The sequence below is a fragment of the Gilvimarinus sp. 1_MG-2023 genome, from assembly GCF_030548285.1.
The window spans coordinates 1-16,038 of record NZ_JAUOSC010000021.1 but is presented as its reverse complement, the minus strand read 5'-3'; the positions used below and the strand labels follow the sequence as shown (position 1 = coordinate 16,038).

At 50.4% G+C, this 16,038-nt stretch carries 13 protein-coding genes and 1 tRNA gene; all 14 read left to right on the top strand.

Annotated features, from left to right (window positions below):
- Positions 1-76 (top strand): hypothetical protein (locus Q4563_RS15310; protein ID WP_303605070.1); only part of this gene is annotated, 76 nt, incomplete at its 5' end.
- Between the two features lie 44 nt (positions 77-120).
- Positions 121-196, top strand: a tRNA-Trp gene (locus tag Q4563_RS15305).
- 34 nt (positions 197-230) lie between these two features.
- Positions 231-602, top strand: coding sequence for a preprotein translocase subunit SecE (gene secE / locus Q4563_RS15300; RefSeq protein ID WP_215978004.1), 372 nt, complete (start codon positions 231-233; stop codon positions 600-602).
- A gap of 6 nt (positions 603-608) precedes the next feature.
- Entirely contained in the window at positions 609-1,142 is a 534-nt protein-coding gene (nusG, locus tag Q4563_RS15295) for a transcription termination/antitermination protein NusG (RefSeq protein ID WP_303605069.1), read from the top strand.
- A gap of 158 nt (positions 1,143-1,300) precedes the next feature.
- Complete coding sequence (rplK, locus tag Q4563_RS15290) at positions 1,301-1,732, top strand: 50S ribosomal protein L11 (RefSeq protein ID WP_215978002.1); 432 nt, start codon at positions 1,301-1,303, stop codon at positions 1,730-1,732.
- Position 1,733: 1 nt separating this feature from the next.
- Complete coding sequence (gene rplA, locus Q4563_RS15285) at positions 1,734-2,429, top strand: 50S ribosomal protein L1 (protein ID WP_215978001.1); 696 nt, start codon at positions 1,734-1,736, stop codon at positions 2,427-2,429.
- 218 nt (positions 2,430-2,647) lie between these two features.
- Positions 2,648-3,142 carry a 50S ribosomal protein L10 gene (gene rplJ, locus Q4563_RS15280; RefSeq protein WP_215978000.1) on the top strand — a complete coding sequence of 165 codons (495 nt, stop codon included), beginning with the start codon at positions 2,648-2,650 and terminating at the stop codon, positions 3,140-3,142.
- Positions 3,143-3,205: 63 nt separating this feature from the next.
- Positions 3,206-3,577, top strand: coding sequence for a 50S ribosomal protein L7/L12 (gene rplL, locus Q4563_RS15275; RefSeq protein WP_215977999.1), 372 nt, complete (start codon positions 3,206-3,208; stop codon positions 3,575-3,577).
- A gap of 231 nt (positions 3,578-3,808) precedes the next feature.
- Positions 3,809-7,894 carry a DNA-directed RNA polymerase subunit beta gene (rpoB, locus tag Q4563_RS15270; protein WP_215977998.1) on the top strand — a complete coding sequence of 1,362 codons (4,086 nt, stop codon included), beginning with the start codon at positions 3,809-3,811 and terminating at the stop codon, positions 7,892-7,894.
- A gap of 90 nt (positions 7,895-7,984) precedes the next feature.
- Complete coding sequence (rpoC, locus tag Q4563_RS15265) at positions 7,985-12,211, top strand: DNA-directed RNA polymerase subunit beta' (protein WP_215977997.1); 4,227 nt, start codon at positions 7,985-7,987, stop codon at positions 12,209-12,211.
- A gap of 208 nt (positions 12,212-12,419) precedes the next feature.
- On the top strand, positions 12,420-12,791 hold the full coding sequence (gene rpsL / locus Q4563_RS15260) for a 30S ribosomal protein S12 (protein ID WP_041524457.1): 372 nt from the start codon (positions 12,420-12,422) through the stop codon (positions 12,789-12,791).
- Positions 12,792-12,871: 80 nt separating this feature from the next.
- Positions 12,872-13,342 (top strand): 30S ribosomal protein S7, encoded by a 471-nt coding sequence (gene rpsG / locus Q4563_RS15255; RefSeq protein WP_215977996.1) that lies wholly within the window; start codon positions 12,872-12,874, stop codon positions 13,340-13,342.
- Positions 13,343-13,567: 225 nt separating this feature from the next.
- The gene (gene fusA / locus Q4563_RS15250) at positions 13,568-15,682 is read left to right on the top strand and encodes an elongation factor G (protein WP_303605068.1); all 2,115 of its coding nucleotides are present in this window, start codon (positions 13,568-13,570) and stop codon (positions 15,680-15,682) included.
- Between the two features lie 42 nt (positions 15,683-15,724).
- On the top strand, positions 15,725-16,038 hold a 314-nt coding region (locus tag Q4563_RS15245), incomplete at its 3' end, for a GTP-binding protein (protein ID WP_303605067.1).

Below are 16,038 nucleotides of genomic sequence, written 5' to 3'. Positions count from 1 at the left end.
AGACGGTCTGCGCTTCGCGGTTCGCGAAGGTGGTCGTACCGTTGGTGCCGGTGTTGTTGCCAAAATCATCGACTAATAATTAGTTGATGTCTGGGGCGGTTTTCCGCCCCTTTGATTTTTAGGCCAGTAGTTCAATTGGTAGAGCGTCGGTCTCCAAAACCGAAAGTTGGGGGTTCGAGTCCCTCCTGGCCTGCCATCTTTATTCGCATGACTAATAGGTTGTTTGCTGCATGAGTACAACAAAAAACGAGCCTAAAGAGTATCGCCTGGATGCCCTAAAGTGGCTGATGGTGATCGCTGTTGTGGCCGTCGGTGTTGTGGGTAACTCAATGTTCTCCGCTCAGCCACTGCTATATCGTGTTCTTGCACTTTTAGCGCTGGGTTTGGTGGGGCTGGCGATTGCTTCGCAAACGGCAAAAGGTAGTGGTTTAATTCAACTGCTGCGTGAGTCGGTTGTAGAAGTGCGCAAAGTTGTATGGCCTACTCGTCAGGAAACCAATCAAACTACCTTGCTGGTGGTGGTCGTTGTTATTGTGATGGCGTTGATTCTCTGGGGGCTGGATACCATTTTTGGTTTTGTAGCTTCTAAGATAATAGGATAAGCACTCATGGCGAAGCGTTGGTACGTTGTACACGCGTATTCTGGCTACGAAAAGAAAGTAGCGGCATCTCTGCAAGAGCGTATTGATCTGCATCAAATGCAGGATTCGTTCGGTGACGTATTGGTTCCCACTGAAGAAGTGGTGGAGATGCGTGGCGGGCAGAAGCGTAAAAGTGAGCGCAAATTTTTCCCCGGCTATGTGTTGGTGCAAATGGAGTTGAATGATGACTCTTGGCACTTGGTAAAAGATACGCCTCGGGTTATGGGTTTTATTGGTGGCAAGGCGGATAAGCCTGCACCTATTACCGACAAAGAAGCAGAGGCTATTTTGCAGCGAGTTGATGACTCGATTGAGAAGCCGAAGCCCAAAACAATGTTCGAGCCAGGTGAAATGGTTCGTGTTACTGATGGCCCTTTCAACGACTTTAATGGTGTTGTGGAAGAGGTGAATTATGAGAAGAATCGCCTGCGAGTTGCAGTGCTGATCTTCGGTCGCTCTACTCCGGTGGAGTTGGAGTTTGGGCAGGTCGAGAAGACCTAAACGCCTAGCTACGGATTTTTACGACCTTCCTTTGCTTTGGCAGGGGGAGGTTTTTGCGTCCTCGCGGCCTGTGTAGCAAGAGTCGTGTGGTTTACGGGGAGCCTGTGATCAGAAGTTTACTTCTTTGAGGCGTTAATACCCATTTTTGGAGAAGTGATATGGCTAAGAAAGTACAAGCCTACATCAAATTACAAGTTGGTGCAGGCAAAGCAAATCCAAGTCCGCCAGTTGGTCCAGCATTGGGTCAGCACGGTGTGAATATTATGGAGTTCTGTAAAGCGTTCAACGCCCAGACACAAGGTTTGGAAGCAGGTGCTCCAGTTCCAGTTGTGATCAGTGTTTACAGCGATCGCAGCTTCACCTTCAGCATGAAGACTCCACCGGCCTCATACCTTTTGAAAAAGGCGGCTGGTATTAAGTCTGGTTCAAGCAATCCCAACACTAAGAAAGTGGGTACTGTTACCCGTGCTCAGTTGGAAGAAATCGCGACTGCTAAAGATCCCGATTTGACCGCAGCCGATATGGATGCGGCGGTACGTACCATCGCCGGCTCAGCCCGCTCGATGGGTCTTGATGTGGAGGGCGTGTAACATGGCTAAATTGTCTAAGCGTCAGCGCGTAATCGCTGAGAAAGTAGATGCTGCTAAGCAGTACACTCTGGAAGATGCAGTTGCTCTGTTAAAAGAGCTGTCTAGCGTTAAGTTCGCAGAGACCGTTGATGTGTCGATTAACTTAGGTATCGATCCTCGTAAATCTGATCAGTCTGTTCGCGGCGCAACCACTCTGCCAAACGGTACGGGTAAAGATGTTCGCGTTGCCGTTTTCACCCAGGGTGCAAACGCAGATGCCGCTAAAGAAGCGGGCGCAGATCTGATCGGTATGGATGAGCTTGCGGCTGAAATTAAAGGCGGCATGATGGATTTCGATGTTGTTGTAGCCAGCCCAGATGCGATGCGTGTTGTGGGTCAGCTGGGTCAAGTGCTAGGTCCTCGCGGTCTGATGCCAAACCCTAAAACCGGCACTGTAACACCCGATGTTGCAACTGCGGTTAAGAATGCTAAAGCCGGTCAGGTGCGTTACCGCGCTGATAAAGGCGGCATCATCCACGGCGGCATTGGCAAGTTGACTTTTGATGCGAAAGCCTTGCAAGAAAATTTAGAAGCTCTGGTTGCTGACTTGAAAAAAGCCAAGCCAGCTAGCGCTAAAGGTGTATACCTGAAGAAGATCGCACTGAGCACGACCATGGGTCCTGGCTTGGTTATCGATCAGTCTTCATTGGCTGTTTAATTTACAGCTAAACGAACTTTGGGGTCTGCTTTAGGCAGGCCGTCAAAGACCGTAGGTGATAGGCGGCAGGTATTGCGTTTATCTTAATGATGGCCTACGCAGACGGTGGACCCTCTTCGACTTGCTCGAAGATATTCACCGAATCATCGCCCGCCAAGAATGTTTTGGTTGGTGCAAGAAAAACGACAGAGTTATCTGTCAAACCCAGGAGAAATCCCGTGGCATTAGGACTTGAAGGTAAAAAAGCGATTGTCGCTGAAGTCCAGGAAGCTGCGAAGGGCGCTCTGTCAGCGGTTGTTGCCGATTCACGCGGCGTAACTGTAGACAAAATGACTGCCCTGCGTAAAGAGGCTCGTGAGAACGGCGTTTGGATGAAAGTCGTTCGTAACACCTTGGCTCGTCGCGCTGTTGAAGGTACCGAATACGAATGTCTCGTTGAGAGCTTTGTCGGTCCTACTCTGATTGCTTTCTCTACCGACCACCCAGGTGCCGGTGCGCGTATCTTGAAAGAGTACGCAAAGAGTGATGACAATCTGGAGCTTAAAACAGCAGCTTTTGAAGGCGAATTGGTTGACGTTGCAATGCTGGCTACCCTGCCAACTTACGACGAAGCAATCGCCAAGCTGATGAGCGTTATGAAAGAAGCTTCCGCTGGCAAACTGGTTCGCACTATTGCAGCCATTGGCGACAGCAAAGAACAGGACGCTGCGTAATTCTATTGCAGCTTAACCTTAAAGACACATTGAGCATACGCTCAAACAGATAGGAATTGAGACATGTCTGTATCTAAAGAAGATATCATCGAAGCGATTGCTGAGATGTCAGTAAAAGACGTTGTAGAGCTGGTTTCTGCAATGGAAGAGAAGTTCGGCGTATCTGCAGCTGCTGCTGTTGCAGCTGGTCCTGCTGGCGATGCTGGCGGTGCTGCTGAAGAGCAAACCGAATTTGACGTTATCATCACCGGCGCTGGTGAGAAGAAAGTGAACGCTATTAAAGCTGTTCGCGAAATCACCGGTCTGGGCTTGAAAGAAGCCAAAGCGATCGTTGAAGAAGCACCTAAAGCTGTTAAAGAAGGTGTTTCTAAAGAAGACGCTGAAGCTGCTAAAGCTAAGCTGGAAGAAGCAGGTGCGTCTGCTGAGCTTAAGTAAGTACTTGAGTTCAAAAAGTCTGACGATTGCGTTGGGCTTGGGAGGGTAACTTCCCAGGGCTGGTGGGTTTTACCCGCCAGCCTTTTTCCGTTTTCGGTCAAATGATATGACCGTGCAGTGCTCGCTGTCTTAACGCGCAAGGCGTGACAGCGCCGCAAAGGGATAGCAAAACATACGCTTTGCGTATATGCGGCCCAAGGGCCCGTTCCGTGAACAAGCTGGGGAATACAGATGGCTTACTCATACACTGAGAAAAAACGTATCCGCAAGGACTTTGGCAAGCTGCCACACGTCATGGATGTGCCTTATCTATTGGCGATTCAACTGGATTCTTACAGAAAATTTACCCAGGCAGATGCGACTGGTGAAGAGCGTCACGATGTCGGCTTGCACGCCGCCTTCCGCTCTGTGTTCCCGATTGCCAGCTATTCTGGTAACGCCGCTCTCGAATACGTCAGTTATATGCTGGGTAAGCCAGCGTTTGATGTAAACGAATGTATTTTGCGTGGGGTGACATATTCTGCACCGCTGCGTGTAAAAGTTCGACTGATTATCTACGATAAAGATTCAGCGAACAAAGCTATTAAAGACATTAAAGAACAAGAAGTGTACATGGGCGAAATTCCGCTCATGACCGAAAATGGTACTTTTGTTATCAATGGTACCGAGCGCGTTATCGTGTCTCAGTTGCACCGCTCCCCGGGTGTCTTCTTCGACCACGATAAAGGCAAGACGCACTCGTCTGGCAAGCTACTCTACAGCGCCCGGATTATTCCTTACCGTGGCAGCTGGTTGGACTTTGAGTTCGACCCGAAAGATTTAGTTTACGTACGTATTGACCGTCGTCGTAAATTGCCCGCCTCTATTTTACTGCGTGCGCTGGGTTTCAGCTCGCAGGAAGTGTTGGACATGTTCTTCGAGAGCAGTACCTTCACGTTGGGTGAAGATGGTCAATTTACTTTTAAAGTTGTGCCTTCGCGCTTACGCGGTGATGTCGCCACTTTTGACATCAAAGACAAAAACGGCAAGCTGCTCGTTGAAGAAGGTCGTCGTGTAACGGCTCGCCATATCCGCCAGTTAGAGAAAGCCGGCGTTGATGAAATGGCTGTACCCGCAGAATACCTGTTGGGCCGTGCTTTGGCGCGTGACATTATCGATCCTGATACCGGTGAAGTGCTGCTGGAGTGCAACAGCGAAATTACCGCCGATGCACTGGAAACATTGACCAAAGCCAATATTCAAACCGTTGAAACGCTGTACACCAACGAACTTGATTGCGGTGCGTTTATGTCAGATACCTTGCGTATCGACCCGACCCGTACTCAGCTCGAAGCGTTGGTAGAAATCTACCGCATGATGCGCCCCGGTGAACCACCCACTAAAGAGTCAGCAGAAGCGCTGTTCAACAATTTGTTCTTTACCCAAGAGCGTTATGACTTGTCGGCCGTAGGTCGCATGAAGTTTAACCGTCGCCTGGGCCGTGAAGAGGAATTTGGGGAAGGTATTCTATCCAACGACGATATCGTTGACGTGATGAAGACTCTGATCGACATCCGTAACGGTAAAGGCGTTGTTGATGACATCGATCACCTGGGTAACCGCCGTATTCGCTCGGTTGGGGAAATGGCCGAAAACCAATTCCGTGTTGGTTTGGTGCGTGTTGAACGTGCGGTTAAAGAGCGTTTATCAATGGCTGAAAGCGAAGGCTTGATGCCACAAGACTTGATTAACGCCAAGCCTGTTGCCGCTGCCATTAAAGAGTTCTTTGGCTCGTCGCAGCTTTCTCAGTTTATGGATCAGAACAACCCGCTGTCTGAGGTAACTCACAAGCGTCGTGTGTCGGCCTTGGGGCCAGGTGGTCTGACTCGTGAGCGTGCCGGCTTTGAGGTGCGTGACGTACACCCGACTCACTACGGTCGTGTCTGCCCAATTGAGACTCCTGAAGGTCCAAACATTGGTTTGATTAACTCGCTTGCGACTTACTCACGCACCAATAGTTATGGCTTTTTGGAGACACCTTACCGTCGTGTTGTAGACGGTAAAGTAACCGACCATATTGAATTTTTGTCGGCCATTAACGAAGCCGAATTCGTTATCGCACAGGCCTCGGCCAAGCTGGACGAAGAAGGTCGATTGATCGAAGACTTGGTTTCCGTACGCCATTACAACGACTTTACCCTGAAGAGCGCTTCTGAGGTTCAGTTGATGGACGTATCACCACGTCAGGTGGTATCGGTTGCGGCCTCGTTGATTCCGTTCCTTGAGCACGATGATGCTAACCGCGCCTTGATGGGTTCGAACATGCAGCGTCAGGCCGTGCCTACCCTGAAAGCTGAAAAGCCATTGGTCGGTACCGGTATGGAACGCAACGTGGCTGCTGACTCAGGTGTTTGTGTGGTTGCCAATCGCGGTGGTGTTATCGACCGTGTGGATGCGGGCCGTATCGTCGTTAAAGTACACAGTGATGAAGTTGAAGCCGGCGACGCTGGTGTTGATATCTACAACTTGATTAAGTACACCCGTTCTAACCAGAACACCTGTATTAACCAGCGCTCAATCGTCAATGTTGGTGATGTTATTCATCGTGGCGACATCTTGGCGGATGGCCCTTCTGTTGATATGGGTGAGCTGGCACTGGGGCAAAATATGCGCATCGCGTTTATGCCCTGGAATGGTTACAACTTCGAAGACTCCATTTTGGTGTCCGAGCGTGTTGTACAAGAAGACCGCTTTACTACTATTCACATTCAAGAGCTGACCTGTATTGCTCGTGACACTAAGTTGGGCAGTGAAGAAATTACTTCCGATATTCCTAACGTGGGCGAAAACGCACTGAACAAGCTGGATGAGTCCGGTATTGTTTACATCGGTGCGGAAGTGGGTGGCGGCGATATTCTGGTCGGTAAAGTGACGCCTAAAGGTGAAACTCAGCTGACACCAGAAGAAAAACTGCTGCGTGCCATCTTTGGTGAAAAAGCTTCTGATGTGAAAGACACGTCTTTGCGTGTGCCTTCCAGCACCAAAGGGACAGTGATTGACGTTCAGGTATTTACCCGTGATGGCTTGGAGAAAGACCAGCGCTCACAGGAAATCGAAAAAGCTCAGTTAGACGAAATTCGCAAAGATTTGAACGAAGAGTTCCGCATTATGGAAGCGGCTACTCTGGAGCGTTTGCGCAGTGTTATTCGCGGTCAAAAAGTGGCAGCGGGTAAAGGCGTTAAAAAAGGTGATGAGCTGACCGACGAACTGTTGGATAGCCTTGAAACCGAGCAGTGGTTTAAATTGCGTGTTGCCGAAGATGAGCTGAACGAACAAATCGACCGCGCCGAAGAGCGCCTGGCCGCTTGTCGTAAAGACTTGGACGAACGTTTCGATGACAAAAAGCGCAAGCTGTCTACCGGTGACGATCTGGCTCCAGGTGTACTGAAGATCGTTAAGGTTTATCTGGCCATCAAACGTCGCATCCAGCCTGGTGACAAAATGGCCGGTCGTCACGGTAACAAAGGTGTTATCTCGGTGATTATGCCGGTTGAAGATATGCCTTATGACGAAACCGGACAGCCCGTTGATGTGGTACTCAACCCACTGGGTGTGCCTTCGCGTATGAACGTGGGGCAGATTCTGGAGACTCACTTGGGTATGGCCGCTAAAGGCCTCGGCGTTAAAATCGACGACATGGTTCGCAAGCAAAAAGCTGTGAACGAAGTGCGTGGTTTCTTGGAAGAGATTTACAACGAAACCGGTGACGTTTACGCGAAAGAAGATCTGGCCAGTTTCGCCGATGAAGAAATTATGGACTTGGCCAATAACCTGCGCGGCGGTGTGCCTATGGCCACTGCGGTATTTGATGGTGCTAAAGAGCACGAAATCAAATCCCTGCTGCGCTTGGCTGATCTGCCTGATTCCGGTCAGATGCAGTTGTACGACGGCCGTACCGGCGACAAATTCCAACGTCCGGTGACCGTCGGCTATATGTACATGCTGAAGTTGAACCACTTGGTGGACGACAAGATGCACGCTCGTTCTACCGGCTCTTACAGCTTGGTTACTCAGCAGCCGCTGGGTGGTAAGGCACAGTTTGGTGGTCAGCGCTTTGGTGAGATGGAGGTGTGGGCACTGGAAGCATACGGTGCTGCTTATACTCTGCAGGAAATGTTGACCGTTAAATCGGATGACGTGGCCGGCCGAACCAAAATGTACAAGAACATTGTCGATGGCGACCACCGTATGGAACCGGGTATGCCTGAGTCCTTTAACGTACTGGTTAAAGAGATTCGCGCCCTCGGTATCAATATGGAACTGGAAGAGGACGAGTAATCGTCCGTCCATTACTAAATCGGTTAAGGCGGGGCATTTGCTCCGCCTCGTGTGCAAACTGCACTACTGCAGCCCACTGGAGGAAGCGCCTTGAAAGACTTACTTAATTTGCTCAAGTCCCAGGGACAAACTGAAGAATTCGACGCGATTCGTATTGGCTTAGCATCGCCAGAAATGATTCGCTCTTGGTCGTTTGGTGAAGTTAAAAAGCCTGAGACCATCAACTACCGTACCTTCAAGCCCGAGCGTGAAGGTTTGTTCTGCGCCAAGATTTTTGGTCCGGTAAAAGATTACGAGTGTTTGTGCGGTAAATATAAGCGCATGAAGCACCGCGGTATCATCTGTGAAAAATGTGGTGTAGAAGTTACTTTGGCTAAAGTGCGTCGTGAGCGCATGGGTCACATTGAACTGGCGAGCCCAGTTGCCCACATTTGGTTTTTGAAGTCGCTGCCTAGCCGTATTGGTTTACTGCTGGATATGACGCTGCGTGACATTGAGCGCGTGCTCTACTTTGAATCCTACGTTGTTACCGATCCTGGCATGACCACGCTTGAGCGCGGCCAACTGTTGACCGATGAGCAATACTTCGAGTCAATGGAAGAGTTTGGTGATGAGTTCGACGCATTGATGGGTGCCGAGGCTATTAAAGCCTTGATGGCCGACATTAACCTGGAAGAAGAAATCCAGCGTCTGCGCGAAGAGATTCCAAACACCAATTCTGAAACCAAAATTAAGAAGTTCTCCAAGCGCTTGAAACTGTTGGAAGCTTTCTACTTCTCGGGCAACAACCCTGAGTGGATGGTGATGGAAGTTCTGCCGGTACTGCCGCCAGATCTTCGTCCTTTGGTACCTCTGGACGGTGGTCGTTTTGCGACTTCTGATCTGAATGACTTGTACCGTCGGGTTATCAACCGTAACAACCGTTTGAAGCGTCTGCTCGATTTGAACGCGCCAGACATCATCGTGCGCAACGAAAAGCGTATGTTGCAAGAGTCTGTTGATGCACTGCTGGATAACGGTCGTCGCGGTCGTGCGATTACCGGTTCTAACAAGCGTCCGTTAAAATCTTTGGCCGATATGATCAAAGGTAAGCAAGGTCGTTTCCGTCAGAACCTGCTGGGTAAGCGTGTTGACTACTCTGGCCGTTCGGTGATTGTGACCGGTCCTGCATTAAAACTGCACCAGTGTGGTCTGCCAAAGAAAATGGCTCTAGAGCTGTTTAAGCCGTTTATCTTTAGCAAGCTGGAATTGCGCGGCTTAGCCACTACTATTAAAGCGGCCAAGAAAATGGTCGAGCGCGAAGAGCCAGTGGTTTGGGATATCCTCGACGAAGTGATTCGTGAGCACCCGGTACTGTTGAACCGCGCACCGACATTGCACCGTTTGGGTATTCAGGCCTTTGAACCGGTACTGATTGAAGGTAAGGCCATTCAGCTACATCCGCTGGTTTGTGCAGCCTACAACGCCGACTTCGATGGTGACCAGATGGCTGTTCACGTTCCGCTGACACTGGAAGCCCAGTTGGAAGCGCGTGCGTTGATGATGTCCACGAACAACATTCTGTCACCTGCGTCGGGTGAGCCGATCATCGTTCCTTCGCAGGACGTGGTATTGGGCTTGTACTGGATGACTCGTGAGCGCATTAACGCTCAGGGTGAAGGTATGATCTTCGCTGATGTGGCAGAAGTTTCCCGCGCTTACTACGGTGGCCAGGTAGACCTGCAAGCAAGAGTTAAAGTTCGTATCGATGAGGTTATCATCGGTATCGAAGGCGAGAAGCAAGCCAACAACCGTTTAGTAGAAACCACGGTTGGTCGTGTTCTGCTGTGGGAAATCGTTCCGGAAGGTATTCCGTTTGAAATGACCGATCGCCCTATGGTGAAAAAGGCTATTTCAGGTGTGATTAACCACTGCTATCGTGCCGTTGGCTTGAAAGCGACCGTTATTTTTGCCGACCAACTTATGTACATGGGTTACGACTTCTCAACCAAGTCGGGCTCGTCTATCGGTGTTAACGACTTTGCGATCCCCGATGATAAGCACGAGATCGTAGGGCGCGCCGAAGCTGAAGTAAAAGAAATCGAAAGCCAGTTTGCTTCGGGTCTGGTAACCGCCGGTGAGAAATACAACAAAGTGATCGATATTTGGTCGCGCGCCAATGACTTGGTGGCTAAGTCCATGATGGACGGCATTAGCTTTGAGTCGGTGATTAACCGTGACGGTGAAGAGGAGCAGCAAACCTCTTTTAACTCGGTTTATATGTACGCCGATTCTGGTGCTCGTGGTAGCCCAGCACAGATTCGTCAGTTGGCTGGTATGCGTGGTCTGATGGCAAAGCCTGATGGCTCCATTATTGAAGCGCCTATTACCGCTAACTTCCGTGAAGGTCTAAACGTTGGTCAGTACTTTATTTCGACGCACGGTGCGCGTAAAGGTCTGGCCGATACCGCACTGAAAACTGCAAACTCCGGTTACCTGACCCGTCGTCTGGTGGATGTTGCCCAAGACTTGGTGGTGACCTCCAACGATTGTGGCACTGACGAAGGTTTGGAAATGGCGCCGGTGATTGAAGGCGGCGACGTTATTGAATCTCTGGGTGATCGAATCCTCGGTCGGATTGTGGCCCGCGATGTCATTCGCCCCAACTCCGATGAAATTTTGGTGCCTGCCGGTACCATGATTGATGAGGCTTGGGTTGAGCGCGTTGAAGGCATGGGTATCGATGAAGTGCTGGTGCGCTCGCCGATTACCTGTGATGCCCGTACCGGTATTTGTTCTATGTGTTACGGCCGTGACTTGGCTCGTGGTCACCGCGTTAATGTCGGTGAAGCGACCGGTGTTATTGCGGCTCAGTCGATCGGTGAGCCGGGTACCCAGCTGACCATGCGTACCTTCCACATCGGTGGTGCGGCCTCGCGAGCTTCGGCCGCGGACAACGTACAGGTTAAGCAAGACGGTACCATTCGTCTGATTAACGTTAAAGTTGTCACCAACTCTGACGGCAATCTGGTAGCCGTGTCGCGCTCTGGTGAATTGGCAGTTGCCGATGCTCAGGGTAGTGAGCGTGAGCGCTATAAGATCCCTTACGGCGCCGTTATTTCGGTGAAAGATGGCGAGAAAGTGGATGGCGGTCAAGTGATTGCTAAGTGGGATCCGCACACTCACCCCATCGTGACTGAAGTGGCCGGTAAGGTAATCTTCTCTGGAATGGAAGATAACCTGTCGGTACGTCGCACCACGGATGAGCTGACAGGCTTGTCGTCGATTGAGGTGATGGATCCGTCCGAGCGCCCATCGGCAGGTAAAGATATGCGTCCAGCGGTGACACTTACCGACGCGAATGGCAATGATCTGTGTTTGCCCAATACCACCATGCCTGCGCACTATATGCTGCCGGCCAGTGCCATCTTGAGTATTGCGGATAACGATACGGTTTCGGTCGGGGATATTGTTGCACGTATTCCTCAGGAAGGTTCGAAAACCCGGGATATTACCGGTGGTCTGCCTCGTGTTGCCGACTTATTTGAAGCACGTAAGCCTAAAGAGCCGTCTATTTTGGCGGAAATCTCAGGGACTGTGACCTTCGGTAAAGAGACCAAAGGCAAGCGTCGCCTGGTGATTACACCGAACGAAGGACACGTTTTGGAAGATGGCTCAACCCACTACGAAGTGCTGATTCCAAAACATCGTCAACTGACGGTGTTTGAAGGTGAGCAAGTTGTGAAGGGTGAGGTTGTATCGGATGGTCCAAGTAATCCGCACGACATTTTACGTCTGAAAGGTGTTGAAGCTCTGGCGAGCTACATCACCAACGAAATTCAGGACGTTTACCGTCTGCAGGGTGTAAAGATTAACGATAAGCACATCGAAACCATTGTTCGCCAAATGCTGCGCAAAGTAGAAATTACCGAAATGGGTGACTCTACCTTCGTTAAAGGTGAGCAAGTCGAATACACCGCAGTGCTGGAGCAAAATGAGCGTTTACGCTCAGAAGACAAGCAGCCTGCTAAATTCGATCGCCTGTTGCTGGGTATTACCAAGGCATCGTTGGCAACTGAGTCGTTTATCTCGGCCGCCTCGTTCCAGGAAACCACCCGTGTATTGACCGAAGCGGCGGTGACTGGCAAGAAAGACTCCCTGCGCGGCTTGAAAGAGAACGTGGTTGTAGGGCGTCTGATTCCTGCCGGTACTGGTCTGGCTTATCACGCAGAGCGCAAGCGCAAACGTGAAGAAGCTATTGAGTTTGCCGAGACTGGCGTAAGCGCCGAAGATGTCGAAGCAGCTCTGACCGAAGCCCTGAAGTCTAGCGGCGAGTAAGAAATCGGCCCCAGCAGGGGCTGTTCGGGGCCAATAGCCCCGGTGATCGCTCACCGGGGCGAGCAATTATTGTTCGATTAGCCTTGACGAGGGTGGGTGGTGTCATTACAATGCGCCACCCACTTTTTGTAGAAGTGGGAGATAGCAGCCGCTATCTTCTTTAAATGGCCTCAATTGAGGCGTTATATAATTTTTGGAGTTTATTTTCATGGCAACGATCAACCAGTTGGTTCGTAAGCCGAGAAAACGTAAGGTTCAAAAGAGCGATGTACCTGCTCTGCAAGCCAACCCACAAAAGCGTGGCGTTTGCACCCGCGTTTACACCACCACACCTAAGAAGCCGAACTCTGCACTGCGTAAAGTATGTCGTGTTCGTCTGACTAACGGTTTTGAGGTTACCTCTTATATCGGTGGTGAAGGGCACAACTTGCAAGAGCATAGTGTTGTACTGATTCGTGGCGGTCGTGTAAAAGACTTGCCAGGTGTTCGTTACCACACTGTTCGCGGTTCACTGGATACTGCCGGTGTTAACAACCGTAAGCAAGGTCGCTCTAAGTACGGTACCAAGCGTCCTAAGTAAGGTCGCTGTTACGTTTTCGGGTAGAACCGAGTAAGGCCCAGGCATGTGTCCTGGACAACCCCTGAAGAGAGGCTATTAAAATGCCAAGAAGAAGAGTTGTCGCGAAACGCGAGATCTTGCCGGATCCTAAATTCGGTAATGTTACTCTGGCAAAGTTCATGAACCACGTGATGATCAGTGGTAAGAAGGCCGTAGCAGAACGTATTGTTTACGGTGCGCTGGATATTGTTAATGATAAGCTCAATCGCGATCCGATTGAAGTTTTCGACGAAGCGCTGGATAACATTGCTCCATTGGTGGAAGTTAAATCCCGCCGCGTGGGTGGTGCAACCTACCAAGTGCCGGTAGAAGTTCGCCCAGCCCGTCGTGTTGCACTGGCTATGCGCTGGTTGGTAGATTACTCTCGCGGTCGCGGTGAGAAGTCTATGCCTGCCCGTTTGGCTGGTGAGTTGATTGATGCTTCGCAGAACAAAGGTTCTGCAGTGAAGAAGCGTGAAGACGTGCATCGTATGGCCGAGGCCAACAAAGCGTTCTCTCACTTTCGCTTCTAAGTTTGTAAGCATTGAGAAACAAAAGGCAGCTATTATGGCTGCCTTTTACTATTTAAGCTGGCTATTTTTACCATCAGTAGTCGGTATACAGAGACCTCCCTAAGTCTTTGTGGCGAAAGCCAAGCTCCAGCATATTTGCCCATTTTTGCTGGACTCCTTCCGGGCAGCGATTACAATTAGCCCGGCTATCTAATGATTTGCTTTTGGTAACGGGAGAACACCCAAGTGGCACGTAAGACGCCCATTGCTCGCTATCGTAATATCGGTATTTGCGCTCATGTAGATGCAGGTAAAACGACCACTACAGAACGCGTACTTTTCTACACTGGTCTTTCTCACAAAATTGGTGAGGTGCACGACGGTGCTGCCACCACCGATTGGATGGAGCAGGAGCAAGAGCGCGGGATCACCATTACCTCCGCTGCGGTGACCACTTTTTGGTCCGGCATGCGCAAGCAATTCGATGAACACCGAATTAATATTATCGACACCCCTGGCCACGTTGACTTCACCATTGAAGTTGAGCGCTCATTGCGCGTACTCGATGGTGCTGTAGTCGTGCTTTGCGGCTCCTCTGGCGTACAGCCGCAAACTGAAACTGTTTGGCGTCAGGCTAATAAATACGAAGTGCCTCGTCTGGTATTCGTCAATAAGATGGATCGCACTGGAGCCGACTTTGCTCGTGTGGTCGATCAATTGCGTGAGCGATTGGGGGCGAACGCGGTTCCCCTGCAAATGACAATTGGCGCAGAGGAAGATTTTACGGGTGTTGTCGACCTGATTAAAATGCAGGCGATCATCTGGAATCAAGATGATCGTGGTGCGACCTTTGAATATCAAGATATCCCTGCACAATTGCGTGAAACCTGCGATGAAATGCGCGAGTTTCTGGTGGAAGCTGCCGCCGAGGCCGACGATGACCTTATGAACAAATACCTCGAGGGCGAAGAGCTTTCTGAGGAGGAAATTAAAGCGGCCATACGCAAGCGTACTCTAGCCAATGAGATCATTCCGGTACTGGGCGGCTCGGCCTTTAAAAACAAAGGCGTACAAGCGGTTCTGGATGCGGTAGTTGAATATTTACCTGCGCCAACCGAGGTAAAAGCCATTGAGGGCGTGCTGGAGGACGGGGAAACTCCCGCTACCCGCGAGGCTGACGACAGTGCACCTTTCTCAGCACTTGCGTTTAAAATTGCCACCGACCCCTTTGTGGGTACGTTGACATTCTTCCGTGTTTACTCGGGAACCTTGGCTACTGGCGACACGGTTTTTAACCCGGTTAAGAGTAAAAAAGAGCGGGTCGGTCGTATGGTTCAAATGCACGCCAACGATCGCCAAGAAATCAAAGAAGTACTGTCCGGTGATATCGCCGCCGGTATTGGCTTTAAAGATGTCACCACGGGTGATACCTTATGCGCGCCTAAAAGTATTATTACCCTGGAGCGCATGGAGTTTCCGGAGCCTGTGATTCATGTGGCCGTTGAACCTAGAAGCCAAGCTGACCAAGAAAAAATGGGTGTAGCCCTAGGTAAACTGGCCCAAGAAGATCCTTCATTCCGGGTGAAAACGGATGAAGAGACAGGGCAAACCATCATCGGTGGTATGGGTGAGCTGCATCTGGATATCATTGTTGATCGGATGAAGCGCGAATTCAGCGTGGAAGCCAATATCGGTAAGCCGCAAGTCGCCTACCGCGAACGCATACGTAATACCAGTGAAATTGAAGGCAAGTTTATTCGACAGTCCGGTGGTCGTGGTCAGTATGGTCATGTGTGGATTCGTTTTGAACCTGCCGAGGACGATAATGCCGAAGGTTTAGAGTTTGTTAACGAAATCGCCGGTGGTGTCGTGCCCAGAGAGTACATACCTGCGGTCAGCAAAGGCATCGAAGAGCAAATGCAAAACGGTGTTTTGGCCGGTTATCCGCTGTTAGGGTTGAAGGCCACCTTGTATGATGGCTCTTTCCACGATGTGGACTCTAACGAGATGGCGTTTAAAATAGCCGCTTCTATGGCAACTAAAAAGTTGGCACAAGAAGGCGGTGCCGTTCTTCTGGAGCCCATCATGAAAGTGGAGGTGGTGACGCCAGAGGAGAATATGGGTGACGTGGTGGGCGATCTTAACCGTCGTCGCGGCACTATTCAGGGTATGGAAGAGAGTATCAGTGGTAAGATTGTCAACGCCGAGGTGCCCCTGGCAAAGATGTTCGGTTATGCAACTGACCTGCGCTCTGCAACACAAGGTCGTGCAACCTACAGCATGGAATTTAAAGGCTATGCTGATGCACCGAAAGATGTCACTGATGAGATTATGGCAAAAAATAATATCATCAGGGAATAACACGCTTCTTATTTTATTGACGCAAATTAGAGGACACGTAAAGTGGCAAAAGAAAAGTTCGAACGTAATAAGCCCCACGTCAATGTGGGCACCATTGGTCACGTTGACCACGGTAAAACCACTCTGACCGCGGCACTGACCCGTGTATGTGCGGAAGTCTGGGGCGGCGATGCCGTTGCCTTTGACGGTATTGATAACGCACCAGAAGAGCGTGAGCGCGGTATTACCATCGCGACTTCACACGTTGAGTACGATTCACCGAATCGTCACTACGCCCACGTAGACTGCCCAGGTCACGCCGATTATGTGAAAAACATGATCACCGGTGCGGCGCAAATGGACGGTGCGATTCTGGT